Raw genomic sequence first — 25,511 nt, forward strand, 5'->3', positions numbered from 1 at the left:
TTTCATTTTGAAAACCGGTTTTTGAACGCTGCAACCGCCGCAAGGATGAGGTTGTCCAACTCACCGGCACGAACAGCATCCCGAACGGTTTCCAGCGTGGCGACAAGCTCATCCTTGCTTTTGATGCGGATGGCCGGCTTGCCCTTCTGCAGTTCGAGCCGCTGGTTTCCGTATTTGACCCACAGCAGGATCGAACCGTCCTTGTCCTGCGCCCACCAAGGCCTGACACGAGTGCGAACCGCCGTTTCCGAAACCTCGTCACTTTCAAGGTCACGGACCCGGCGAAACTTGACCCGCTGGAACGACTGACCGGCCTCAGAAGCCTTCGCCAATGCGATTTGGTCGTCAATTCGATCAAGGAGTTTCTGTCGCATCGACACGATACCACGAACCCGCATTTCAGCTCGGTCCGACGCCACCATCGTCAGTGAAGAAAGTACTGTCACCGTCATATCTCCTGTTATTGAGGAGATAAGCGTCCAGCTGACCAGAGAATGAGACAACGAAGTCGTTTGTCCCCCGGTTGTAATTGACCGCTACCGGAGTGTGATCCGGCAGCGTGATCGGGACAGCACGATTCAAATTGTGAGCACTGTGAGTGTCATAGAGGGTCAAACCCCAATAAAAATCGACGGTATTCGGCGAGGTTAGCGGTTGAACCGAGTCTTCGTAATGCGGGGGTCACAGGTTCGAGTCCTGTAAGCGGCACCAGAGCCTTCCAAGGGCTTGAATACCTTCAGAAATCCCAGAAATGCGTGACTTCGGTGTCCCATCGCGTACATAGCGAGGGTACAAAGTCGCCGATGGGGATCACAGTGCAGCATATCCTCAAACACGGTACCGGGCGCGTAAGCTTCCGCCGTGCCTACCCTGCCGCGCTCCGTCCATACATTGCCGGGGAGCCTATGCAGCTAAAGGTTTCGCTCGGGATGGAAGGGTCACCGGGTTTCCTATCTCGCTATGAGGAGGCCGCGGGTCAGTACCGCGATACGGTGGCGATGGCGCAGCGCAAGGCGTCGGGGGCTTTCGATCCACTCGACTCCGCGACGATTGCCTATCTAGCAGAAACCTTCCGGGTCCAGCTCCTTCAGGCTGATGATGATGCCCGGTGGGATACGGAGGAACGCGAGCTTTACCGTAGTGTCACACAGGACCTTGAGCGCCAGGGCGTGCCTGCTGTGGCGACGTGGAAGGGCCGCGAGGCGCAGCGGTTTACCGATAAGGCCCGCGCTCGCCTTGCGGAGACCTTGCCGCTCTATCGGGGGTTGAAGGGCGCGGGGGACCTCGACGGCATCATGGTGGTGTGGATGGAGGATGCGCTCGACTTGATTGAGGGGCTGGGGCTGGCTGTCGCGCCGGATGCCCTCGCGCCCTTCAAGTTGTTGTGCAGGGCTTTGAACGATGCGGCTATCTCGGCGGGCGATGCCATGCTGAGGCGCTTGGAGGGCCTTGAGGTCCCTACACCCGAGGTCCCCCCGGCGCTGGCAGTTCGTCCCGAGCCGGTCCCCATAGCTGAAGTGGTTCCAACTGTTCCGTTGCTCGCGACCTTTGATAGCTACGCCAAGGCTCAGGGGATGACGCCGGGGGTGCGCGATGAATGGCGGAACTACGTGAGGCTCCTTATCGAGTTTCTCGGGCACGATGACGCGGCGAAGCTAACGGCCACCGATCTGATGGGGTGGCGCGACAAGCTGCTGACCGAGCCGTCTCGCCATGGGGCCGTTCGGAAGCCTATCACCGTTCGGGACAAGTATATCGTCACCGTAAAGGCGATGCTCGCGTGGGCGGTGGAGGAGCGCAAGCTTCCCGAGAATGTAGCTATCGGCGTCAAGGTTCGGGTACCCCGTGAGGCCAAGCTCAGGGAGTCCGCGTTTACCCCAGATGAGGCCCGGGCAATCCTTGCGGCCACATTGGTCCCTGCCGGTTCTCGAATGGCCCCCGGTCATGCTCTGGCGAGGCGGTGGATACCGTGGCTGTGTGCCTACAGCGGCGCTCGGGTGAACGAAATCAGCCAGCTTCGTAAAGAGGATGTTCAGTTTGTTGATGGCGTGTGGGTCCTGCGGATCACACCGGAAGCGGGTACTGTGAAGAGCAAGGCCGCAAGGCTTGTCCCATTGCATTCCCACATCATCGAACAAGGGTTCTTGTCGGTGGTCCAGCGGCGGGCAGCGGGGCCGCTCTTCTTCGATCGGTCGCGAACACGGGTTCAGTCCGAGAGCAATCGTCACTTCAAGAAGGTCGGCGAGCGTCTCGCCGCTTGGGTGCGGGCCGATGTCGGCATTACCGATCCGAGCCTTCAGCCTAACCATGGCTGGCGCCACCTATTCAAGGCGCTGTCGTATGAGGCTGAAATAGAAGAGCGGATGGCTGACGCGATACAGGGGCACGCCCCGACTACAACCGGCAGGTCTTACGGTAGCCCCTCAGTTCTCGCAAAGGCCGAGGCAATCGAAAAGCTTCCACGGTTCGTTGTCGCTGGTAGTTGATCTACATTTGTCAAATTGAGCGATGGCGAAGCTGCGGACATGACCGAAGGGTCGTTCGTCGTTATGCAACGCGACGAGCACGGTAAGCCGCGATCTGTGTTAATCACAGGGGATGGATGCGGTGGACTGGGGGCGGGTGTCTCCGGCGCATAGGCCGTAGAGGTCCTGTGAGCCCCACTGAGAGCCTCTGGCATGCAAGTGGGCATTGGTGTCGGAAAGGCAACAAAGTGGCTAGTCGACTCTGTGGCTTCTCTAAAGGGGCCGTCGACGGCGAGAGGCGAAAAAATGCCCCCGAGGTCCTTTCGGAACTTCGGGTGCGGTGTGCGCTTCGTAGCGGTGGGGGTTTGCGATCAGCCAGCGTTTGCAGGCGGTGCGCGCACCGGCTCCTGCGGCCTCGGGGCAAGGTCGCGAGCAGTTAGCGTTCCCGGTTCCCTCAGGGCTCGTTCGCCGGGTGGGTCCAGCGGCCCCCGAGGCCTGCGGCTCGTTTGTTGTCAGATGGTGGCCCTCTGCCCCGATTGGCGGAGGTACCTATATACATGTGTGACCTAACGTTCTCGGCTGTTCACGTAAACTTCTGCGGCGATAAGCGTGACGAACGAGATAATGAACGCGTTTGTAAGTCCTACGAGCGACCACGCGATGGCAAACACCGCAAGGGCAAGAAATAAGCCGATCGGGGCCTTTTGCTTCTCTCTCAAGTACGCCCTCCCGCTCCAAAACATTGCGATGGCCCGCCGACCCACCATCCCCAACGCGCAGAGCCGGGAATGACCAGATGCGCTCCTTCCGGCTTATGGGCCATCTGCGCTGCGACAATACACGAAAAAGCTTGGCGGGTTAGGCCGGGCTTCAGGCGTGATGATTTGACGCGATGAATCGCGTTATGCTACCAAGTAACGGTCGTCGCCAAGGTATTGACCGACCTAAGCCTTAACGGCTCGGATACGACCGGCAGTGAGTCCTAACGTACTCATTTCTGCCGAATCGAAAACGGGAATAGTCCACAACGGACACCGCTTTCGGCCACTGACATACCTTACGCATCATCGTCATCCTTCTACCTTGGCCCGGGACACTACCCCGGGCCGGGGCGCTCCATTACGCCCCCGCGATAAGCGTGCTGGAGCGTGGTAGGAAAAGGGCGACGACCGCCAAAGCTCTCATCGCAGATCCGTTCACACTGCGCAACCTCCCGTTCTACACACTGTATGATTGACGAGAGAGGGAGATTTCTGTACCGAAAGCGTATGCCCGACTTTTCTGCGACTCCTTTGTTGACCTCCGAGCACATCCTCGGCTGGATATCCGAGCACAGCCAGCTGAAGAAAGAGATTAGTGACCGTCTTTCTCGTGCAAAAGAGATTGAGGGCAAAATAGAGGCACTTCCCCGCATTCTACCTCGGGAGACGGTCTCAGCGCTGATCGGAAATTGGACGCCTGTCGGCGCGATAGAGACGGCCTCGCGGTTCCGCCCAAGTGTGTCCGAATTGCGCCGCGAACCGACCATTATCAACATTGTCGGGGATCTGATGGCGGAACAGACCGGTGGGCGGTCGGTCGCTTGGATTCGGGAACAGATACAAAACAACCCTGACACTGCCCATCGACTCCCCCCGGGATCAGCAAGCCTCACAACGGCATTGGGTAGGATGCGCGATCGCGGGCTTCTGGTTCGTGGAGCGGGTGACTTGCACTACGACCCGTCGCTCTACGATAAAATCTTGAATGGTGCGGAGAAGGATGAGTTGGTCGAAGCCTCCCCTACACGGGGGAGATTAGCGATAGGCTTGCGCGAAATAATGGGTGATCTGGGCTCAGCGGTCGCTGGTGAGATCATAGAGCGAGCGAAACAGCGCCAAGAGCTTGTCGAGCTACAGTCTGACCTCACGGCCGCTGTCTATCGGTGGTTAAGCCGGGAATCTAAAAAAGGCACGATTTATAAAAGAGGGCACCAATACTCTTTGGAGCCCTTCACCAACGCATCCGCCCAAGACGGATCCCCCTCTTTGGAACTCGAACAGAAGGGGGCGCCGATGTGAGGTGAGCCATAACGCAAAACGGGCGACCCGAAGGCCGCCCATCCTGTAATCTACCCTGATAGGCGTTGTGCGCCCTCGGAACAGATCGCGCTCCAAGCACCGTTTCGCATAATTGCCTTGTCAGGGCAACGGAGAACTATGCCATGAAACCGGTACGCGGATATGTCCGCATCAAACGGCGCCGTATCGAACGGGTTAGGCCGTATATGCGCCGCTAATTTAGCGGTTTCGCTGGTCGCTTCGGCGGCTTATCGTCCATTTTAACGGGCGGGGATTGCTTAGGCGGTCCCCGCTTTTCCTTTTCGGCTGCGACATTGTCGGCAAGCTCTTTGGGGCTGTTGCCGATGAAACGACTGTGGGCTTCACCAAACTCCATATCGACAACAAGAAACCTCTCTGTTGGCCAGTTCATGCACTCGGTTCCTTGTAGCGCAACCCGCCATTGGCCTCGCCGAGCAGGGCATTCACACGTGCGCCTTCGCCCTTGTTGCGGAGGCTGAAGCGCCACGCGCTCTCCGACAAGTACGCCGAACAATCTACGCAACCTCATCGGTGACGAGTGCAAAGTTCAGTTTGACTTCGTGCCTACGCCCATTGTCCCCATGGTATCGCTTTGGGATCTGGTGGAAGAGAAGCGGTCGCCTGCGCTGTTGGCAAAACGAGCAATTGTCCGACGCCGAAACCATCGAGGCGATTATTTGGTGCGTTTCCCCGGGAAGCCCGAATGGAGCGGGAGTCCGAGCTGGCCCGAATCTGGCCCATCGAACCCGTCAATTCCGAGGCCCGATTTCCTGGCGCGGCGCGGTACCATAGGGGTAGCGAGAGGGGACCCGCTGTAAAGTCTAGGCATTCATCGCGGCGGGGTGGGGGTGCTTGGCGTTTAGAGGCATGGGTGTTGTCGGGACCGCACACTGCCGGTGGGGGCCAAGGGGCACCGATAGTGCGCGGAGGAGGCATCGGGGCGGGGTGCGGTCCTGTTGGTGTCGAGTGGCAACATTACGCCTCCCGCCCTGGCGCGGTAGATTGACGAGAGTCCGCCACCCTCTAGCCTTACGTAGCCGTAGCTCGACAAGGGGAAGCAGGATGTTTGTCACATGGTCTATTGCCGATGTCTGGGGAGGCATTGCGGGCGCGTGGAACTGGTTCGTCCATGTGCCGGTCTTGGGCTTCTTGTGCGTGGCCGTGGTGGCCGTTCTGGTCGTTGCGGCTGTGTTGGAGATACAGGTCTGGAATGAGCATCGCCCTCGGCGTTGACCTATCCTACAAATCCGCCTAACGAACGTCAGAGGGATTTGTAGGGAACTAATGATGACCGAGCGGGCTGTGGCTTACTATCGCGTTTCAACGGCTCGGCAGGGTGCGTCCGGCCTTGGGCTCGATGCGCAGCGGGCCGCCGTTGAGGGGCTTTGTGCTGCTCGGGGATGGGAGCTAATCGCTCCACCATTCCAAGAGATTGAGAGCGGCAAGCGGGTGGATCGTCCTGAGTTGCTTAAGGCCTTGGACCGCGCGAGGCTCACCGGGGCCCGTCTGGTGATCGCGAAGCTAGACCGGCTGTCCCGTGACGCTGTGTTCCTGCTGACGTTGCAGAACAGCGGGGTCCGGTTCGTCGCGGCTGACATGCCCGACGCCAATGAGTTGACCGTGGGCATAATGGCCCTTGTGGCCCAGTCCGAGCGTAAGGCGATCTCTACGCGGACCCGTGAGGCCCTTTCGGCGGCTAAGGCCCGCGGGCAGCGGCTGGGCAACCCGAACGGCGCTGCGGCCTTCAAGCGGGCCGGGAAGGGCAACACTGCGGCCCTGGAGGCCGTGACGGCCAACGCCACCGCACGGGCTGCTGAGATAAGCCCTACGGTGGAGCGGTTGCGGTCGGCGGGCGTCGTGTCGCTGGGGGGCATCGCCGCGGCCCTGAACGATGACGGCATCCTTACGGCGCGGGGCGGGCGGTGGCACGCTTCGTCGGTGCGGAACCTGTTGGCGCGGATTGACGCTAAGGGTGGGGCGGCAGCGTGATCGTCCAGAAATATGTGGCCGTCGTCCGTCAGCTTTTGCGGACGCTTTCAGTGTGTTGGTATGATAACTCACTTATGGCACAATTCGATATACGAACACTTGCGCATTGCCTGAACGGAGGCCCAGAGGGACATTCAGGCACCTTACGGTTTCTGGGAGGACCCTACCGCCGACTTAGCGGGCGCATTGTGGGAGGCTTGTGATGGATCATGCATGGAAGCCGCAACGCCTTGCCGTGAAGTCCGTTCGGGAGCGTGAGAGCCTCCAGATGCGTGCAGGCCCGTTAGCGCCACTCCACATCAATGCGCTGGCGGGGGCCATGCTAGGGGGCCAGGAAGTCCCGCCGATCAAAGTCGCACGCATCGGTAAGGCCCTCTTTGTTGTCGATGGTTTCCACCGGCTGGCGGCGGCCCGGAGCCTGGGGCGCGAAGGCATTGAGGCCCTTGTAGCCCCGATGGGTCTGGAGGCTGCTGAAGCCTTTGCGCGGGTGGCAAACGTGGGGCACGGGCGGAACTTGACGCGGCACGACAAGCAGAGGTCGTGGGAGAGTTACGTGAAGGCCGGGGCGCACCTGGACAGCTTGGGGGCCGTCAAGAGCAGCAGGGCTATCGCGGCGGAGCTTCGGGGGATGTACGGCCATGCGACCGTCATGCGGAAGCTTAGGGAGGCAGGCTTCGCGCCGAACCGGGCTCTTGATGCGGCGGAGGGGTCTAAGTGGAGCGGTCGGTATGACAACGATGATGGGGGGGAGGATATTGATGATCTGGCTGACGGGGCGACAGGGCCGCTAGATGCTGAGGGAGTCGTAGAGGCCCTGGGGCACTTGCAGGCCGTAGAGACGCTCTACTTCGGGTCTGGCGATTGGGGCCGGTCGGAGACGCTGGGGGAGGTTCGGAAGCTTCTGGGGCGCTTGGAGGCGAACGTGACCCCAGCAGTCCCTGAGGAGCCGGAGATGGATATATGAGAATGAATAGATCGGTGCTTTGAGTGACCAGCTGAGACCATGAGAAACCGACGGACTTCAGGGCTTTAAGGCTTACAGTCTGTCTCAATGAGACAGTAGGGGAGGATGGCCACCAAAGAGGTTGATCCGCCGCGTCGATAGGGTACAAAGGGGAGGTCAGAAACGAGCGAAACGGGACTCGAAAGTAACGCATTTCCGCCATTTCTGAAGGTAGAGGTCGCATCCTGTAAGCGGCACCATTTTAAGCTTATGAAATACTATGGTTTTTAGGCCAGCGTATCCACGCCTGTGATACCCGCAATTTGGTATCGCACCTCATACGCTTGCAACGATTCAAGCCGCGTCAGGACGCGTTCCGAACTGATGAGGCCTGACGAATCGGTTGGGATTGCAGAGGTTTCTAAGGCTTTGTCATCCTCATAAGACCGCCAATGGAATCGACGCCCGTTGCTGATGATCTGGTGTTGAACCGGCGAACTGCGATCAGGCGCTAGAAACCGGCAGATCTGGTGGAAACCGGACCGGCGGCTTTCGGGTCGCGCTCACTGTAACCGGCTCTTCGTGAATGGGGCGAGCAGGTGCCTTGATACCCGGCATGGGTGGTAATCAGCCCTTCGCTAATCCAGGCTGGTAAGGCGCGGGGATGTCCAAAGGTCAGTCGCGTGGACTGACCGGTATGTCGAGGTCGGACGGCTCGGCGAGCAACGCCGCCGCGACGCGGACTGTGCCCAGATGTGCCGGAACTCGGTCGGACGACTGCTGAATCGGATTAGACGCCTGATGAAGCGCTAGGCTATCCACCCTGGGCGCCCGAGGATGAGGCGCTGGATCGCGACCTATCGGTAACGGGCTGTCCGATCGGGCGGCGCAGGATCGAGATTCCTCAATGATCTGCGTGGCCAGCCTTGTCCCCTGTGGAGCACCAACTTTTGCAACCCGCTGAGAACAGGGGTTCGTCAAACGCCCGCTGGACGGCTGTCCGAGAACCGGGCGGAGCCGCGGGCAACCGAGCATGATCAGCCAGCTTTGCGCCGCCGCCGCCGCCCCGATGAACGGGAGCGGTCGGATTCAAGCGCGGGCTTTTGCAGGTTTTCATCGAGGTAAAATACCCGATCAAACCCCGCCGGAGCCTCATCGATCGTCAGATCAGATTCGCCCGTCGCGCATCCTCGGTATTCAAATCGGCGCGTCAGAAGCGGAAGCTGATCGTTGCGGACGTTGCGCGAGGGTTCAGCACGCGCGCCAGGCCGAGGCCGGAGGCGGGGATCGTCCCCTCGTTCAGTGCCGCGATCGCGAGCACGTCGAACAGGTTATTCGCGTTCACCGACACCGTCATGCGGTCGTTCAGAGTGTACCGCATAAAGGCATCCGTGGTGATGTAGCCCGGCTGCCGCAATTGATTGATCGTATCGGTAAAGCTGCTTGTCGTTCCGATGAAGGCGGCGCCCACGCTGAAGGTCTTGGTGGTGATCTGGGGGATCGCCTGGAAGATCCAGTCCGGCTGGCGACCCGGCTTGTTCCCGACGTTCGATGGGGTCAGATTGTCGGCGGAAATCTTGGCGTTGGTATAGGTGGCGCCGGTGTTGATCCGGAACCAGCCGCGCTGGAACTCGCCTTCGAACTCGAAGCCCTTGGCATCATAAGTACGCGTGAACGGCACACCGCGCAGCGCGTTGGTGTCGTCCGCCTTGGCCGAGAAACCCGTGATCTGCAGTGTCAGCCCATTATTGCGATACTTCACGCCGCCTTCGAGCTGTTTGACGATGTCGACGGCCGCGCTGCTTTTCGTCAAGTCACCCGTCGTCAGATCGACAAAGCCGTTGCGGACGAGGCGGTCAGCATTGGCGCGACCGCCCCGGCTGTAGCGCGCGAAGGCGGACAGGCTCTGTGCAAAGCGATAGTTCGCGCTGGCCGAATAGGAGAGATAGCGAGCCGAATAAGCGAGCGGCGAAGCCGTCGTCAGGTTGAATTGCGAAACACGCTTTTCCGCCGCAGAGAGCGTTCCGTCGCCGTTCACGTCGACCGCCGAATACCCGGGCGCGCGGCGATAGCTCCCCTTGGCATCGACGAAATCGTAGCGCAGGCTCCCGCCCAGCGAGAGCTTGCCGACCTTGAAATTGGCAGAGCCATACGGCGCAGAGACATTGTAAGCTGTCTTCAGGCTCAAATGCCCCAGGCCGATCGAACCGAACCCCGGGCCGAACGAATAATAGCCGTTCTGCGTAACCGGTGTCCCGTTGGCGCTGGTGAGGTTGATCAAGGCCGCCTGGCCGCCGCCCTTGACCTCGGACAGGACGGATCCCCAGAGATAATCGACGTCGATCTGCTGGCGCGATTTGTAGAACCCGGCGGTCACCGTGAGTTCGGTCTTGCCCATGGCAAACGTACGGCTGGCGCGCGCGTCGTTGGTGAAATCGTCAAGGCCGCGGAAATCGAGGTTGGCGAAATTGATCGGCACCAGCAATCCGTTGCCGTTGAGCGCGGCGGGGTTGGTGATGAGCTGACCGGCAGTGGGGCCATTGGCATAGCTCAGCGTGGCGCCCGCGCCGCCATATTGCGTGGCGATTGCGGTCGCGGTGTTGGTCACGACTTGCTCGGCGCTGCGAAAGCCGCCGGAAATGCCCGAATAGCGAGCGCGGTCGATGATCGTCCATCCGGCGACCTCGAACTGCGCCTCGAAGCCAGCCGACTTGACGACCGGGTGCTGGCCATCGGTCAGATCATAGCTCGCCACCTGATTGGTGCCATCGAGCGTCAGCAAAGTGGTCGCATATTTCGACATCAACGTGTCGTGCGTCGGATCAAAGCCGACGACGGCACCGTATTTCGGATCGGCATTGCTACCAGTGATGGTGACCGGCGCAGTGCTGTAGGCCGGGGTGCGATCGTTCAGATATTTGCCGTAGAAGCGAACATAGCCGCCAGTGAATTCCTTGGTGATGTTCAGCTTGATCTGGCCGCCGCGTTCACCTTCGAAGCCCACTGCGCGCGGACCTTCGCCCTGGCGATAGAAGCCGCCGATATGCATCCGCACCGTGTCCGACAGCTTGGCGCCGTAATCGAAGTCCAGGCGATAGCGCTCGAAATCGAGCCCGACCGTCGCTGCGATCGTGCCACCCTCTGTGACGCCGGTCTTCGAGATGAAGTTGATCACGCCGCCTGGCGAATTGGAAGCAAAGGTCGAGGCCGAACCGCCGCGGATCGCCTGCACGCCGGCAAGATTGAGGTCGGTCCTCAGGAATACGTCGCTGCTGGCCCAGCCGATATCGCCGAATTCAAGGACGGGCAGGCCATCTTCCTCGAACTGGGCATATTTTGCACCGTTGGCCGACAGCGGTAGACCGCGAATCGTCACATTGCCATATCCTTCGCCGGAGCTCGCTTCAGAGCGAATGCCGGGGATCAAGCGCAGCAGGTCTGGAACGCCGCGTGGCCCAAGATCAACGATTGTCTCGCTGTCCAACATGCTGGTCGATGTCGCGCTGTCGAGCTGATCTCGTGCCTTTGCCACGCCGGTGGAGAAGGATTCCTTGCTGGCTATCACGGTCGCCTGTCGGTCGCTGGCGCGCGCCTCCGACGACGGCGTCGCCGTGGAGGTGGCCTCTGCCGGTGCGGCGGTTTGGGCCATAGCGGCGCTCGCTACGGCGAAGGAGGACACAGATACCAGCAGGGCAAGTCGCTTCATGAGCAATCCTTCGAAACAGGGCGGATGAGGGTCGTTGCCGCGGCGTGCCGACGCCGTCGGCGCGGGCAAGCAGACCGTCCCCGATCCTTCTTTATAGCGGACCGCGGCGACGAGCGGCCGACACGGTGCATTTTGCGGCCATTACGGAGGCTCGAAGTCCGAGAGACGTCGTCCCGGCGCCCTGTTCCGGTGCGCCCTGTTCCAGTGCGCCCGTGTCCGGCTACGCAAAGGCGCTGCGGTCGGCGAGGACCGCCGCGCGTTCGCCGCGCTCGATACCGTCAAGGGCGACATGGCAGGCGCCAGCGCCGATGCCGAACAGGTGCGCGCCGCGATCGCGATGCAGGGCGGAACCCGCATTCGCACGCGCGTGGGCAATCAGGTTGCGTCAGGCGATCGAGCGCTACCGACGGGAACGCCAGGACGCGCTGCTTCTGCGCGCGCGCGCCGTTCGTCGGCTGATGCTGGGTCCTTCCCGGAGCTCACGACCGATTTCGGTGCAGCTGCGCCTACCCTTGCGAAGGTTTCTGGGGCTCTGCCATCCGCATGGGACCGCCGATGGCACCGACGCTCGCTGCGATGAGCTGGTTCGAACCGGCGAACTGCGATCAGTGGCTAGAATTGATGAGCTCGGGTGAAGACCGGAACGACCGGTCTTGGCGCGCACAGGACACTATAGGACACTCGGTCACCGCCACAACGGATTTTGATTCGGTGGGGGTGTGGGAAGCTGTCCCCATTTTTGCGAAGGCGTTGACCAAGCCTTTCGCTGTTCCCATCACTTTTCTGCCGTTGGTCGGGTCTGAGGGCCGGGGCCAAGCGCGGCCTCGGTGTCGAGCTGCGCCTGTCGCACCAAAATTTCGGTCGTGTGCCGCGCCGCGACCGGATCGGCGTTGGCGATCGCCTCGAACAGGATGCGATGCTCTGGCAATCCGTCGCGCGGATGGCGGGACGCCCGATATTTGAAGAAGGTCGTCCAGCGTACGGCCGCCGCGATCGTGGCGGAGAGGCTGACGAGCAGTTCGTTGCGCGTCGCCTCGAGCATGATGGCGTGGAACTGCTGGTCCGCCTTCTGCCCGACCGCGGTGGCGAGGCCGTGTTCCGCCATGAGCTCGAGACAATGGCCCATGCGGGACAATTGCTGCGCGGTGCGCTCGTTCGCCGCGATCTCGGCTGCGGCGGGTTCGACGATCATGCGCAGTTGAAACAGGCTTTGCACGAAATGGCGCGGGGGCACGCCCTCGAACATCCAGCCGAGCAGTTCGGGGTCGAGCAGATTCCATCCGGCGCGGTCGCGGACGCGGGTCCCGGTCTTGGGGCGACTTTCGATGAGACCCTTGGCGCCGAGGACGCGCAGCGCCTCGCGGATCACGCTGCGCGATACGCCGTGCTGCGCGGCGATCTCGATCTCGCCGGGCAAGGTCGAGCCGGGCGCGTGGACCCCGGTGACGATCGCCACGCCCCATGTCCTGGCGATGCAGATATGTGCGGGCAGATACCGCCCTTCTTCGGTCAATGTCATCGCTCCGTCTTTGCCATGACCATAAGAGCGCGGAAAGCGATGACAACGCCCGTGGCGCACGGCGCCGCAGCCGGCGCGCGCGGCAACCGCCACCGGAGCGGAAGGATCGCGGTCAATCCGTGAACGCGATCTGGTATGCCGCGATCTGGCGCGCGTGCGTTGCATTGTGGAGCTGGCGCAGTCGCTCGACCTGCGCGAGCGAGGCAGCCATCACCGCCGCCGGCGCGAGCTGGTCGGCGCGGTGCAGCGCCACCACGGTCGCATCGTCGAGCGCCGCCAGCGCCTCCTCGTCGAGACCGTAAAGCCCGGCAACGACATGCTCGCGCCCGTCGCTCAGCTGGAGCGTGATCGACAGCGGCCGGATCACCCGCAGCCGGGCATAGTCGTCGATCAGCGCCTGCGCCGCGGCGATGTCGGCAACGATCCGCTCCAAACCGGCGCGGATGTCTGCCAGGATCGGCGCAGGAGACCGGTCGGCCGCGAACAGCGCTTCGCCCCGCGCGCCCATCGCCGGATCGGCTTCGTCGACCGCCAGCCCGCCGGCCCCCGCCGCATCGAGCCGGAAGCCCGTCAGCGAGGCGGCGCGCGGCAGATAGGTCGCCCGCATTTCCCCGTCGTGCCAGAACAGGTTGCGCGGCTCGATCAGCCCGAGCAACGCGATCAGCGTGAAGCGGCCGGTCTGCGCATCCTTGACCAGGCACAGCGGCATGTCGGCGACGGCGAGCGCGATTTCCGACAGACCGATCTGGACGAACTGCCGCGCGGCCGCACCCGCCATCGCATCGCTGTGAAGCGCATGATGGCGCATGGGATCGAGCATCACGATGCGGCTCATACCGCCTGCAGCCCGTGTTCGCGGATCGCGCGCAGCAGGTCGCGATTGCGTGGCATCTGCGCCACCGCATCGGCGCGCATCCGCTCGATCCGCCCCGTCCAGCGCCGCGCGATCGCTGCGTCGGGAGTCGTCGCGGCAATGGGCGGATAGTGCGTCTCGAAGCCCATGCCGTGCAGGACGTATTGATAGCTCGGCCAGGAGAACACTTCGCGTGCATGCGCGAAGTCCTGCGGCGCCGGTGGATGCTCCCGCCACAGCGCGAGCCGTTCCTTGAGCGAATCCGGGATCGAGCTCGCCGCGGCATTGTCGCGCCAGAACGCGGTGTCGACGCGCTTGGTGATCGCATAATGCAGCTTCAGGAATTCGATGATCCGCGCCCAATGGTGCGTGAACGATTCGTTGAACTGGCGGGCGGCGGTGTCCATTGCGGCGCGGTTGCGCGGCAGGCGATCGGCGATCGCGTCCATCGACGCTTCGATCAGCATCAGCGCGGATGCTTCGAGCGGTTCGAGGAACCCCGCCGACAGCCCGACCGCGACGCAATTGTTCTGCCAGAAGCGCTCGCGGTGGCCCGCCTCGATCGTGATCCTCCGGGCCGACAACGGCTCGGCGGCGGGGCCGACATAGGCGCGCAAGGCGGCTTCCGCCGCATCGTCGTCGATATGCGCGCTGCTATAGACATAGCCGGTGCCGCGCCGCGCCCACAGGCCGATGTCCCAGATCCAGCCGGCATCCTGCGCGGTCGACACGGTGTGGCTGGTGATCGGCGCGTCCTCCTCGGCATAGGGCACTTGCATCGCGATCGCGCGATCGGCGAACAGGACGTCGCGGCATGACCGGAACGGGACGTCATAGACCTTGCCGATCAGCAGCGCGGCAAATCCCGTGCAGTCGACGAACAGATCCCCCGCCACGCTGCCGCCATTAGCCAATTCGAGGCGCGCAATGTCGCCATTGTCGGCCATCGTCACGCCGGTGACATCGGCGACGATGTGCTCGACCCCGAGCCTGCCGACCGCATGGTCGCGCAGCAGCGTGGCGAACTTGCCCGCGTCGAGATGGTAGGCGTAATTGGCGACACCACCATATTCGGGCGCGGTGATCGTCTTTGGCGCAAGCCCCGCATCGCACAGCGCGGCCTGGAAATCGGCCCAGTCGGCAAATGCCCGATCGGGCGCCGCGCCGGCGAAATGCTGCCAATGCGGCGACAGATTGACCTCGCTCGCCCCCGCCGGCGGATTGAGCGGGTGGTAATAGGCATCGCCCGGCGACCCGTCCTTCCAGCCGACGAACTGCGCCCCCTGTTTGAAGGCCGCGTCGCACGACCGCAGGAAGTCGGTTTCGCCGATGCCGATCTTGGCGAGCGTGTTGCGCATCGTCGGCCAGGTGCCCTCGCCGACGCCGATCGTCGGGACGGTCGAGGATTCGACCAGCTTGACGACGATGTCGTCGGTGCCGCGGGCGTGGCGCGCCGCCAGCCGCGCCGCCGCGATCCACCCTGCCGAACCACCGCCGACCACCACGATCGTCCGGATCGCGCCTGTTCGGGTCTCGCCTTGCTGCGTTTCCATGCCACTCTCCCTGCGCCCACTATAGCTGTGATTACGGTGTCAGAAAGACGCTTGATTAACCGGACAAATGCAATATCATTTCCATGTTAAATTCGTGCAGTGATACGAAAAACACATAAAGGGGAGAGGGTATATGTCTGGTTTTTCAGGCGCGACGTCCATTGAACGGCGTATCGCACGGGTGATGGGCGGATCGGGCATCGCGGTCTTCGCACTGTTTGCCGCCACCACGCCGGCGCTGGCGCAGCAGGCGCCGTCGGCAGCACAGGCCCCCGCCGCTACCGCGCCGACCGCACAACAGGATGTGGCGGAGGCTACCGCCGAGGACATCGTCGTGACGGGTATCCGCGCCAGCCTCGCCTCGTCGGCCGCGCAGAAGCGCAATGCCTCGGGTATCCTCGATGCGATCTCGTCCGAGGATCTCGGCAAGTTTCCCGATGCCAATGTCGCCGAGTCGCTGCAGCGTATTCCCGGCGTCGCGATCGACCGCAGCAATGGCGAAGGCCAGCGCGTCACCGTGCGCGGCCTCGGGCCGGCGTTCAACACGGTGCTGTTCAACGGGCGCAGCTTCGCGTCGGACAGCTACAGCCGCGCCTTCTCGTTCGATCTCATCCCGGCCGAGCTGATCAGCGGTGCGCAGGTCTACAAAAGCACGCAGGCGCCGCTGCAGGGCGGCGGTATCGGCGCGACGATCAACGTCCAGACGCCGCGTCCGCTCGATCTCAAGGGGTTCAAGGGCGTCTTCGTCGCCAAGGGGCTGTACGAAAAGAACAGCAAGAAGGCGACGCCGCAGCTGTTCGGGTTGCTCAGCGATACCTTCGCCGACGGCAAGCTCGGCATCCTCGCGTCGCTCTCCTATCAGCGCCGCATCGCCTCGGTCGATGCGATCACCGATGACGGCTATCTGCCGGGCCAGTCCGTCGGGCCGGTCAACGCGCCGATCTACACCAATGTCTATGCCCCGCGCACCCAGGCGATCGGCAATACGGTCGACCGGCGCACCCGCCTCGGCGCCACGCTCGTCGCGCAATATGCGCCGAGCGACGAACTGACCTTCACCGTCGACGGCCTCTACAACCGGTTCAAGAGCGACCAGCAAGGCCATGCGCTCGGCAGCTGGTTCGAACCCTCGAGCTACACCGCGGCGACGATCGACAGCAATCGGACGATCACGTCGCTCACCACCAACGGCAATGCCGATTTCGTCTCGTCGGGGTCGGTCCGCGATACGACGACCTATGAATTCGGCGGCAATGTCGAATGGCGCCCGAGCGAGTCGGTCAAGGTGGTGCTCGATGCGAGCCAGTCGCGCGCCAAGAATTCGGCCGGCGGCAAGGGCTATTTCGTCGTGATCGGCACGCCGACGCAGTACAGCTTCAAGGCGCCGACGGGGAATGGCATTCCCTCGACCTTCGGCTATTCGGCCGGCGCGCTGACCAACCCGGCGCTCGGGCGGACGCACATCGCCGGCATCGGCGGCGACGACGTGACCGAGAAGGTCACCGAATATCGCCTCAACACCGAGTGGAAGGCGGAATCGGGCGCGCTCAAGACGCTGCGCTTCGGCCTGATGCGCACGGCGCGCGACAAGACCGACGTGCCGATCGCGTCGAACCCCAACATCGGCTGTTTCTATTGCGGCTATCTGACCCCGGCAGACCCTTCGCTGCTGTCGCCGTTCACGGTGCAATCGTTCGGTGGCGGCGCCGTTCCCACCACCTTCCTGCAGTTCGATCCGCAGGCGTACCTCAAGTTCCTCACCAGCCCGGCGGCGACGCTGGCGATCGATGCGGCGCGCGGCCTCCGCCCCGGCACGATTGGGGCGCTTTACGCCGCGAGCAACGGCTATGCCGCGACGCCGCAGCCATCGACGCAAGTCAAGGAAGTCGTCTACGCAGGCTATGCCGACGTCGATTTCGCAGGCGATCTGGGCGGCGTGCCATGGTTCGTTAACATCGGCGCGCGCTACGAACATACCGAGGTCCGCTCGTTCGGCCAGCAGCAGCAATTGCTCGATCTGGTGCAGAACGATCCGACGATCTACACCGGCGTCTACGCCAATAACGGCGCTGCGGTGAGCATCGACAAGTCGTCGTCCTACGACACCTTCCTCCCCAATCTGAACGTGCGGGTGAATCTGGCGCCGAAGTTCCAGGCGCGTTTCGCGGCGTACAAGTCGCTCACCCGTCCCGCGCTCAGCGATCTCGCGCCGAGTCTCACCTATACCACGCTGCGCCCGGCAACGCTGACGGCCGCTGGCGGCAATCCCGACCTGAAGCCGTACCGGGCGACCAACTTCGATCTGTCGTTCGAATTCTATCCAACGCGGACGACGACGCTGTCGGCGGCGGTGTTCTACAAGCATGTCGAGGATTTCATCACGCAGGTGTTCGCACCCGAAGTCTTTACGATCGCCAACGCGCAGAACATCTCGGGTCAGTTCGTCAGCGGGAAATCGGCGACGTTCAGCGTCAAGCGGCCGCGCAACGGCGGTTCGCTCGACATTCGCGGGCTCGAGCTGAACGCGGTGCACTCGCTCGACTGGGCGCCGGGTTTCCTCAGCGGTTTCGGCGTGCAGGCAAACGCGACCTTCGTCAGCAGCAACCGGCCGTTCGACGTCACCAAGACCAACCAGTCGTTCGCCGCCGAGGGGATCGGCAATTCGCAGAATGCGACGGTCTTCTACGAGAAATACGGCGTGTCGGCGCGGATCGCCTATAACCGCCGCGAGAAGTTCCTGCAGACGCTTGCGGGTGGCCCGGGCAACGAGCCGGTGTTCGTGCGGACCTACGGTCAGTTCGACGGCAGTGCCGCCTACAGCGTCACCGAGAATGCCCAGATCTTCATCGAGGGCACCAACCTGTTCAACGCCAAGTATGTCACGACCGGGCGCTTCGACAATCAGGTGCTGAACTATCAGAACACCGGGCCGCGCTACGATATCGGGTTCCGCCTGAACTTCTGAGCAGGGTGGCAAGATTGCGGGGCCGGCGCGATGCGCCGGCCCCGTTTTCGTGTCTGCAGCAACGCGAACAGCGTCCTCGGGCGGTCCGTTATCGGAGGGCCGGGAGGCCGCTGCGACTCTTCTCCCTGAAAGGGAGGGGCAGGGGGGTGGGTAGGCTTCCAGTCGCGCGTCACGCCCGCCTTATGCCGACCCGCCCCCGCCCCCCCTTTTCCAGGGAGGGGAGACCGAAGCGCCTCGATCGAGCCCGAAGACTCGTCCCGGATCCTATGCCGCGGCCCGCGCCCGACGGGCCGAGCCGATCAGCAGCGTCGCCCGTCCACCCAGCACCAGGCGGTTGACCGCCAGCGCGACGCCGACGCTTGCGAACAGCGTCACCGCCATCATGTGGATATAGTGCAGCGGCGACCAGACGAAGGTCGAGAAGCCATAGAGCGCAAGGCCGAACAGCATCCCCGAGATCGCCGCGCGCGGATCGACCCCGCGGAACAGGAGCGCCACCACGAACACCGACAGCACCGGCATCGAGATCAGCCCGTTGAGCTGCTGCACCAGATTGATGATGCTCGGCGCGCCGTCGTAGAACGGCACGATCGCGATCGCGAGGATCACGAAGCCGACGATGCTCCACAGATTGAGCTTGGCGACATTGGGGTTGGGATTCACGAACTTCTCGTGAATGTCGCAGACGTAGAGCGCAGCCGACGAATTGAGCAGGCTGGTGAAATGCGCCAGCACCGCCGATGCGATTGCCGCGGCGAAGATGCCCGACAACCAGTTGGGCAGCACGTGCCACACGATCTTGCCATACGCCGCATCGCCGAGATGGCCGAACAGCTTGTACGACACCACGCCGGGAATGACGACGATCGCCGGCACCACCAGCAGCCGGATCACCGTCGCCGCGACCACGCCCTTCTGCGCCTCGCGCAGGTTCGGCGCGGCCATCGCGCGTTGGGTGATCGTCTGGTTGGTCGACCAGTAGAAGGTCTGGATGAAGATCATCCCCGTCAGCAGCGTCGGCCAGGGGATCGGCGAATCCGGGCCGCCGATCATCGAAATCCGTTCGGGCGGAATGCCCGAAAAGTCCCAGTGGATCGCGGCGAGCGACAGGAACACGACGAGCATCGCCATGAACAGCAGCAGGATGCCGCTATAGGTATCGACCACCGCCGCGGCGCGCAGGCCCCCGAAGATCGCATAGAGCGACCCGGCCACCCCGAAGATCGCCGCCAGCAGCACGGTCGGAATCGGCAGCGCGAACATCGACTTCATCATCAGCGCGCCCGAATAGAGCACGATCGGCTGGAACACCGCGATATTGCCGAACAGGAACATCGCGGCGATCACCGCGCGCACGTTCTTGTCGCCATATTTCTTTTCGAGCAGCTCGGTGACGGTGGTGCAGTCGTTGCGATAATAGATCGGCAGGAACACCCAGGCGAGGATGCTGAGGCCCACCACGCCCGACAGCTCCCACCACGCGAGCAACGCCATCTGGTTGCCGTTCATCCCGAGCAACTGGTCGGTCGACAAATTGGTGATGGTGATCGAGCCGGCGATGTAGAGCCAGGACAGCCCGCCGCCGGCGAGGAAGAATTCCTTGTTGCTGTTGCCCGCGTGGCGCGCCTCGCCGCGGCATTTGAGATAGGTGATGAAGGCGATCGCGGCGGTCAGGGCGGCGGCGATCCAGGCCTGGGTCAGCTGCAGGTTCATTTCGCTGCCGCCGGCAGATCGTGATGCAATTCGAGCCCGAGCGCCCAGCGGCGCTGGAAGCCCGGCCAATAGCCCTTCGACCCCGCATCGTCGGGCGCGGCGAACTGGGCGCCGACGCTTGCTCCTTGTGCGAGCGGCCAGACGCCGTCGTCGGCCTTGAGCGTCGGCACCGCGAGGAAAGCGGCGTGCGCTGCGTCGCCCTTGAGCGTCGCGTCGAGGAAGGCGGTGACGAAATGCCGGTTGATCGCGAGGATGCGGTCGCGGCGCCACACTGGCTCCTCGAGCTGCTCGACCTTGGCGAAATCGACTGCGGGCAGGCCGGTGGTGCCGTCGCCGGCAATATTGTGGTGCGCATTCTGGTACACCAGCATCCGCCGGTCCGCGCCCGTCATCTGGCCGTAGAGCCAGGCCACCCCGTCGGTGTAGCCGCTGACATCGTCATGATCGCCGACGACGAGCAGCGTCGGCGTCTTGATCTGGCCGAGCGCGGCGCCGGTCCAGGCGCGCAGCGGCGTGCCGCCGCCCCATGGCGCGAAGGCGACGATCGCCTTGACCCCGGCGGGCGCTCCCTGTGCGACCAACGGGGCACCCGCGGCATAGGGCGCGAGCAGCCCGCCGGGCGCGATCTTGTACAAGGTGCTGGCCGGGTCGAACCCCGCGCCGACGGTGGCGAGCGCGCCGAAGCCGCCCATCGAATAGCCCATCAGCGCGATCCTGGTGGCGTCGTAGGTGCCCGCCAGAGGCCCGCTGCCAGCGCGGCGGGTGAGCTCGGCGATGACGAAGCGCTGGTCGGCGCTGCGGCTGATGACGGTCATGCCGAATGCGGCGAGCTGCGACAGCTTGGTATCGCGCGGGGCGTCGGCATGGTCGATCGAGGCGACGACATAGCCGCGCGACGCGAGATGCTCGGCGAGATCGGCAAAGCCCGTCGCCCAATTGTGGAAGCCGTGCGAGAACACCACCAGCGGGAAATGCCCGCGGATCGGCGTGGCGGCGAGGGAAGCGGTGCCGGTGCGCCCGCCGGTGGCCTGCGGTCCGGGCTGGTAGGGCACATAATGCGCCGCCACGCCGCGCGCCGGGCGCGTCGCGGGGTACCAGATCGTCAGCGGAAGCACGCGGTCGTGCCGCGCGATCCCGTTGGCAGCGGGCGTCAGGAGATCGGGCTGGTCGGGATTGGTGACGTCGATCCGCTGTACGCCGACCGTATAGGACCCCGGCACTGCGAGTTGCGGCACATCGGGCAAGGCCTGCGGGAGGGCAGGGGTTGCCGCCACCGCCGCCGCCAGCGTCAATCCGGCGCCGATCCGTTTCATCCAGCCGCTCATGCCCGTTCCCTCCAGATTGCCACGTCGCGCGCGCCGATCTCTCGGCCGCCGATCAAGAATGTTGTGCCCGCGGGTGCCGGGGCGGTGGCCGGCACCGCGCCGTAATTGAGCGCGAAGACGAGGTCGCCGCGCCGCCTGAGCCGCAGATCGTCGGGCAGCCGCAAAGTCGCCACGCCCGCCTCGGCGCAGAGCGCTTCGAGCAGGTCGGTGGTGAAGGCCGCATCGCTCAGCGTCGCCAGATACAGCACGCGGCCGCGGCGCAGCAGCGCGGCCCCGCCATCGTCATAGCGTGCCAGCGTCTCGACCCCGTCGCCGGGCTCGACCGTCTCGCGCCAGATGCCCGATGGGTAGGACCGACCGTTCCACGCGAATGCGTCCTCGCACCCCGGACGCAGCGTCTCGACCGACAGCACGCGCATCGGCAGCAGCGCGCGCAACGGCCCCGGCGGCAACCCCTCGGGATAGGTCAGTTCGGGCGTCTTCGCGCCCGAGCGCGGCCCGAACAGCACGATCGCCCCGCCGCTCGCGAGCCGTTCGGCCATGCCCGGGCGCGGCATCGCCAGCGCGGGCACGACGATCAGCGCGTAATCCGCCGGGTCGCTATCGGGCGCGATGAAGTCGACATCGACGCCGATGCCGCGCAGCGCCGAATAATGCTGCAGCAGGATGCTCGTGTAACCATAGCTCTGGCCCTGCTGCTCGATCTCGCCGAGCCACTGCGCCTCGACATCGACCACCAGCGCGACGCGCGCACGCGTCGCCGGCGTGGCATCGAGGTCGAGCAAGGCGAGATCGCGCACCACCGCCTCGATTTCGGGCCAGGCGGCGGCTTCGCTGCTGTCGGGGCGGAGCAGCCCGGCGTGCATCTGCTCCTGCGCGAACGGCGCCTGCCGCCAGCGGAAATAGCTCACTACGCCGGCACCGTGCGCGAACGCCTCGAGCGTCCACAGCCGCACCATGCCCGGCGCGGGCGCAGGATTATGCGTCGCCCAGTTCACCGGCCCGGGCTGCTGCTCCATGATCCAGAACGCACCCGGCGCGAGCCCGCGCGTCTGGTCGAAGTAGAACGCGCCGTAATCGGGATGGCCGGTGCGCATGAAGCGCTTGAAGTCGCCCGGCGCAGCATCGACCATGCGCAGGTCGGTCCGCCCGAGCGGGTAATTGTCATACGAGGCGAAATCGAGATCGCGCGCGAGCCGGTGATTGTCGATCCCGGTCTCGTCCATCGGGATGAAATTGTGCGTGACGAACCGGCCGGGCGACAGGCGCCGCAGCACCTCGACCTGCGCATCGTGGAAGCGCACGACTTCGTCCGACGAGAAGCGATACCAGGCGAGGCGATGCGCCGGGCTGGTCTCGGTCACCGCGCCGACCGGCAGCTCGATCTCGTCGAAGCTGCGATATTCCATCGACCAGAAGACGTTGCCCCAAGCGGCGTTCAGCGCAGCGACATCGCCGTAGCGGTCGCGGCACCACAGCCTGAACGCGTCGCGTGCGACGGGCGAGGCGCTGAGCGTGGTGTGGTGGCAGCACAGTTCGTTGTCGGTCTGCCACCCAGCGACGCCGGGATGCGCGCCATAGCGTTCGGCGAGCGCGGTGACGATCTTGACCGCGGCATCGCGATAGACGTCGCTCGAAAAGTCATAGTGCCGGCGTGAGCCGAAGCCCCGCGTGCGGCCGGTCGCAGGATCGACGGGCAGGATTTCGGGATGCGCGTCGATCAGCCATTTCGGCGGAGTCGCGGTCGGCGTGCCGATCACGACCTTCAGCCCGGCAGCGGCGAGCGTCGCGAGCGCTGCATCGAACCATTCGAAATCATATCGACCGGGATCGGGCTCGAGCCGCGACCACGCGAATTCGCCGATGCGAACGTAGCGCAAGCCGAGCGCCGCCATGCGCCGCGCATCGTCTGCCCACTGGTCGCGCGGCCAGTGTTCCGGATAATAGCAAACCCCGAGCACGTCGCTCTCCTCCCGCCGCTTTCAACGAAGCGGTGTTTGTGCACCCATCTCGCGCCGTTCTCGTGACGAGAAGCAGCCGGCGGGGTATACGAGCATATTTATCGGATAAATTGACCGGGTCAATCGCTCCGGATAGCGTTGTCAGAAAAATTGACCCTTGCTTTAGAGAGACATCGCCAATGCCAGCTGCCGCACCGCTGCCCGCCTTCGTTCGGCTCGATGGAGCACGGACCAGCCTGGTGATCGATTGTCGGGGCGGCGCGCCGGTGGTGCTGCACTGGGGCGCTCGGCTCGCCGAAAGCGCCGATCCGGCGACGCTCGCTTTGCTCGGCGCGCGCGAGGAAGCGCCATGCTCGCCCGCACAGACGCCGCCATTGTCGCTCACGCCCTTGATCGGCACGGGGTTTCCGGGACGGCCGGGGCTGTCGTGCCACCGGGACGGGCAGGGCTGGGCAAGCTGGACGGAGATCGTTGCCGTCCAATGCGGTGAGGACAGCGTCGAGATCGTCTCGCGCGACGCGGCCAATGGCATGACGCTGCGCCATACCCTCCGGCTTGCGGCGGCGGGCGACGTGCTGCGCGCGCGAACCACGGTGACCAACGATGGCGCGACCCCCTTGGCGATCGAGGCGTGCGACGCTCCCGCGCTGCCGGTGCCGGCGGCGGTGTCCGACTGGGTGCTGTTCGACGGCCGCTGGTCGGGCGAGTTCCAGATGCAGCGCGTCGCACGCACGGTAGGCGCGGTGTCGCGCGAGAACCGCCGCGGACGGACGAGCCACGATGCCTTCCCGGCGCTTCTCGCGCAGGTTGCCCCGTGCGGCGAGCAACTCGGCGAAGTGTTCGGCTTCCACCTCGCGTGGAGCGGCAACCACCGGCTCTGGGCCGAGACGCTCTCCGACGGTCGCGCCTATGTCCAGCTCGGCGAACTGCTGCTGCCCGGCGAGATTAGCCTCGCGTCCGGCGCTGCGTATGCGAGCCCCGAACTCGTCTGCGCCTGGTCGGACCGAGGGCGCAGCGGGCTCTCGCAGGCGTTCCACGCCCATGTCCGCGCGCGCCCGCAACACGCGCGGCTGCGCGCGAAGCCACGCCCGGTGCATTACAACACTTGGGAGGCGGTCTATTTCGACCATGATCCGGCCAAGCTCATCGCGCTCGCCGAGCGCGCCGCGGCAATCGGGGTCGAGCGCTTCGTGCTCGACGACGGCTGGTTCCCCGCGCGGCGCAACGATCGCGCCGGGCTTGGTGACTGGACCGTCGATCGCAGCGTCTATCCCGAGGGGCTCGGGCCGCTGATCGACCGCGTCCGCGCGCTCGGGATGGAGTTCGGGCTGTGGGTCGAGCCCGAGATGGTCAATCCCGACAGCGACCTGTTCCGCGCGCATCCCGAATGGGTGCTGGCGACCCCGCCGGCACCGCAGCTCGGCTTTCGCCACCAGCTTGTGCTCGATTTCGGCCGCGCCGAGGTGCGCGACCATCTATTCGCCGCGATCGACGCGCTGCTGCGCGACCATCCCATCGCGTATCTCAAATGGGACATGAACCGCGATCTCAGCCACCCCGGCGACGCCGATGGCCGACCGGGAGCACATGCCCATGTCCTTGGGCTGTACGACCTGCTGGCGCGTCTCCGCGCGGCGCATCCTGCAGTCGAGATCGAAAGCTGTTCGAGTGGGGGCGGGCGCGCCGATCTGGGCATTCTCGACCTGACCGACCGGGTGTGGACGTCGGACACCAACGATGCGCTCGATCGCCTGGCGATCCAGCGGGGGCTGTCGACCTTCCTGCCGGCCGAGGTGATGGGCGCGCATGTCGGCCCGACCGATTGCCACATCACCGGGCGGCGCGTCTCGATGGCGACGCGCGTGGCGACGGCGCTGTTCGGGCATTTCGGTGTCGAGGCCGATCTCGGCGCGTTGACCGACAGCGAGGGCGCCGAACTCGCGGCCGGGATCGCGCTCCACAAGCGGCACCGCGCGCTGATCCATTCGGGCGATCTCGTCCGGCTCGATCGCGGGGAGGGCGAAATCGCTTTCGGGATCGTCGCCGCCGACCGTGGCGAGGCGGTGTTCAGTTACACCCAGCTGCGCGAACAGCGCGGCTATTTCGCCGATCCGCTCCGGCTGGCGGGGCTCGATCGCGAGGCGGACTATCGCGTGCGCTGGGTTTGGCCGGTTGAGCCCGTCGTCGGGTCGCCACTGTTCGCGGCCTTGCGCGACGGTTTGATCGTGTCGGGCCAGTCGCTGATCGCGGTTGGCCTGCAACCGCCGCGCTTGAAGCCACAAGCGGGGTTCCTGCTCCACGTCGAACGGGTCTGACGTCGGGCGCTGGAATTCGTCGAGGGTTTCCGCCCGGCTTTATCCCTGCACTGGATTGGGGACGTCGATCTCCCAGCGCTGGGCAATCGCGCCCATCAGGCCGAGCGGATTGGCGAGGCCGCG

Annotated in this window: 15 protein-coding genes; 6 read left to right on the plus strand and 9 right to left on the minus strand. The window is 64.3% G+C overall.

Going from position 1 to position 25,511, the window contains the following annotated elements; genetic code table 11:
- Nucleotides 1-2: 2 nt before the first annotated feature.
- Entirely contained in the window at nucleotides 3-446 is a 444-nt protein-coding gene (locus tag ACP7C5_RS08940; RefSeq protein ID WP_426263977.1) for a DUF6641 family protein, read from the minus strand.
- A gap of 369 nt (nucleotides 447-815) precedes the next feature.
- Here ACP7C5_RS08940 and ACP7C5_RS08945 point away from each other — a divergent pair, with 369 nt between their 5' ends.
- Nucleotides 816-2,486 (plus strand): site-specific integrase, encoded by a 1,671-nt coding sequence (locus tag ACP7C5_RS08945; protein ID WP_426263978.1) that lies wholly within the window; start codon nucleotides 816-818, stop codon nucleotides 2,484-2,486.
- 1,247 nt (nucleotides 2,487-3,733) lie between these two features.
- On the plus strand, nucleotides 3,734-4,525 hold the full coding sequence (locus tag ACP7C5_RS08950; protein ID WP_426263979.1) for a hypothetical protein: 792 nt from the start codon (nucleotides 3,734-3,736) through the stop codon (nucleotides 4,523-4,525).
- Between the two features lie 214 nt (nucleotides 4,526-4,739).
- Here ACP7C5_RS08950 and ACP7C5_RS08955 read toward each other — a convergent pair whose 3' ends face one another.
- Entirely contained in the window at nucleotides 4,740-4,937 is a 198-nt protein-coding gene (locus ACP7C5_RS08955) for a hypothetical protein (RefSeq protein WP_426263980.1), read from the minus strand.
- A gap of 896 nt (nucleotides 4,938-5,833) precedes the next feature.
- Here ACP7C5_RS08955 and ACP7C5_RS08960 point away from each other — a divergent pair.
- Together ACP7C5_RS08960 and ACP7C5_RS08965 are read left to right on the plus strand one after the other, a co-directional pair.
- Nucleotides 5,834-6,535 carry a recombinase family protein gene (locus tag ACP7C5_RS08960; RefSeq protein WP_426263981.1) on the plus strand — a complete coding sequence of 234 codons (702 nt, stop codon included), beginning with the start codon at nucleotides 5,834-5,836 and terminating at the stop codon, nucleotides 6,533-6,535.
- Between the two features lie 202 nt (nucleotides 6,536-6,737).
- Nucleotides 6,738-7,499 (plus strand): ParB/RepB/Spo0J family partition protein, encoded by a 762-nt coding sequence (locus ACP7C5_RS08965; RefSeq protein WP_426263982.1) that lies wholly within the window; start codon nucleotides 6,738-6,740, stop codon nucleotides 7,497-7,499.
- A gap of 1,189 nt (nucleotides 7,500-8,688) precedes the next feature.
- On the opposite strand, the gene ACP7C5_RS08970 is transcribed toward ACP7C5_RS08965, so the two are convergent.
- The 4 genes from ACP7C5_RS08970 to ACP7C5_RS08985 all read right to left on the minus strand — a co-directional run bounded on the left by ACP7C5_RS08970 (nucleotide 8,689) and on the right by ACP7C5_RS08985 (nucleotide 15,109).
- Nucleotides 8,689-11,184: a TonB-dependent siderophore receptor gene (locus tag ACP7C5_RS08970; RefSeq protein ID WP_426263983.1), complete on the minus strand. Its 2,496-nt coding sequence runs from the start codon at nucleotides 11,182-11,184 to the stop codon at nucleotides 8,689-8,691.
- Nucleotides 11,185-11,959: 775 nt separating this feature from the next.
- Complete coding sequence (locus tag ACP7C5_RS08975) at nucleotides 11,960-12,703, minus strand: FadR/GntR family transcriptional regulator (RefSeq protein ID WP_133186239.1); 744 nt, start codon at nucleotides 12,701-12,703, stop codon at nucleotides 11,960-11,962.
- 112 nt (nucleotides 12,704-12,815) lie between these two features.
- A complete protein-coding gene (locus ACP7C5_RS08980; protein ID WP_426264270.1) occupies nucleotides 12,816-13,523 on the minus strand; it encodes a SapC family protein in 708 nt (235 codons plus the stop codon).
- 11 nt (nucleotides 13,524-13,534) lie between these two features.
- Complete coding sequence (locus ACP7C5_RS08985) at nucleotides 13,535-15,109, minus strand: tryptophan halogenase family protein (protein WP_426263984.1); 1,575 nt, start codon at nucleotides 15,107-15,109, stop codon at nucleotides 13,535-13,537.
- 133 nt (nucleotides 15,110-15,242) lie between these two features.
- On the opposite strand from ACP7C5_RS08985, the gene ACP7C5_RS08990 reads away from it, so the two are divergent.
- A complete protein-coding gene (locus ACP7C5_RS08990) occupies nucleotides 15,243-18,074 on the plus strand; it encodes a TonB-dependent receptor (RefSeq protein ID WP_426263985.1) in 2,832 nt (943 codons plus the stop codon).
- 264 nt (nucleotides 18,075-18,338) lie between these two features.
- On the opposite strand, the gene ACP7C5_RS08995 is transcribed toward ACP7C5_RS08990, so the two are convergent.
- The 3 genes from ACP7C5_RS08995 to ACP7C5_RS09005 are packed head-to-tail and all read right to left on the minus strand — an operon-like array spanning nucleotide 18,339 to nucleotide 23,073.
- Nucleotides 18,339-19,787 (minus strand): SLC5 family protein, encoded by a 1,449-nt coding sequence (locus ACP7C5_RS08995; protein ID WP_133186245.1) that lies wholly within the window; start codon nucleotides 19,785-19,787, stop codon nucleotides 18,339-18,341.
- On the minus strand, nucleotides 19,784-21,112 hold the full coding sequence (locus ACP7C5_RS09000) for an alpha/beta hydrolase family protein (protein WP_426263986.1): 1,329 nt from the start codon (nucleotides 21,110-21,112) through the stop codon (nucleotides 19,784-19,786). Before ACP7C5_RS09000 ends, ACP7C5_RS08995 begins: the two co-directional genes overlap by 4 nt.
- Nucleotides 21,109-23,073, minus strand: coding sequence for a beta-galactosidase (locus ACP7C5_RS09005; protein ID WP_426263987.1), 1,965 nt, complete (start codon nucleotides 23,071-23,073; stop codon nucleotides 21,109-21,111). Before ACP7C5_RS09005 ends, ACP7C5_RS09000 begins: the two co-directional genes overlap by 4 nt.
- Before the next feature lie 179 nt (nucleotides 23,074-23,252).
- On the opposite strand from ACP7C5_RS09005, the gene ACP7C5_RS09010 reads away from it, so the two are divergent.
- Nucleotides 23,253-25,388, plus strand: a complete 2,136-nt coding sequence (locus tag ACP7C5_RS09010) for an alpha-galactosidase (protein WP_426263988.1) — start codon at nucleotides 23,253-23,255, stop codon at nucleotides 25,386-25,388.
- Nucleotides 25,389-25,511 lie beyond the last annotated feature (123 nt).

Origin of the sequence: Sphingomonas sp. PWP1-2 (genome assembly GCF_049898305.1) — a bacterium.
Classification (GTDB): Bacteria; Pseudomonadota; Alphaproteobacteria; order Sphingomonadales; family Sphingomonadaceae; genus Sphingomonas; species Sphingomonas glacialis.

Bases quoted from the DNA above. Each gene is read 5' to 3' on its own strand.
- ACP7C5_RS09010 (WP_426263988.1), top strand. From the start codon at position 23,253: ATGCCAGCTGCCGCACCGCTGCCCGCCTTCGTTCGGCTCGATGGAGCA.
- ACP7C5_RS08980 (WP_426264270.1), bottom strand. From the start codon at position 13,523: ATGCTCGATCCCATGCGCCATCATGCGCTTCACAGCGATGCGATGGCG.
- ACP7C5_RS08970 (WP_426263983.1), bottom strand. From the start codon at position 11,184: ATGAAGCGACTTGCCCTGCTGGTATCTGTGTCCTCCTTCGCCGTAGCG.
- ACP7C5_RS08955 (WP_426263980.1), bottom strand. From the start codon at position 4,937: ATGAACTGGCCAACAGAGAGGTTTCTTGTTGTCGATATGGAGTTTGGT.
- ACP7C5_RS08950 (WP_426263979.1), top strand. From the start codon at position 3,734: ATGCCCGACTTTTCTGCGACTCCTTTGTTGACCTCCGAGCACATCCTC.
- ACP7C5_RS08990 (WP_426263985.1), top strand. From the start codon at position 15,243: ATGTCTGGTTTTTCAGGCGCGACGTCCATTGAACGGCGTATCGCACGG.
- ACP7C5_RS08965 (WP_426263982.1), top strand. From the start codon at position 6,738: ATGGATCATGCATGGAAGCCGCAACGCCTTGCCGTGAAGTCCGTTCGG.
- ACP7C5_RS08995 (WP_133186245.1), bottom strand. From the start codon at position 19,787: ATGAACCTGCAGCTGACCCAGGCCTGGATCGCCGCCGCCCTGACCGCC.
- ACP7C5_RS08960 (WP_426263981.1), top strand. From the start codon at position 5,834: ATGACCGAGCGGGCTGTGGCTTACTATCGCGTTTCAACGGCTCGGCAG.
- ACP7C5_RS09000 (WP_426263986.1), bottom strand. From the start codon at position 21,112: ATGAGCGGCTGGATGAAACGGATCGGCGCCGGATTGACGCTGGCGGCG.
- ACP7C5_RS08985 (WP_426263984.1), bottom strand. From the start codon at position 15,109: ATGGAAACGCAGCAAGGCGAGACCCGAACAGGCGCGATCCGGACGATC.
- ACP7C5_RS08975 (WP_133186239.1), bottom strand. From the start codon at position 12,703: ATGACATTGACCGAAGAAGGGCGGTATCTGCCCGCACATATCTGCATC.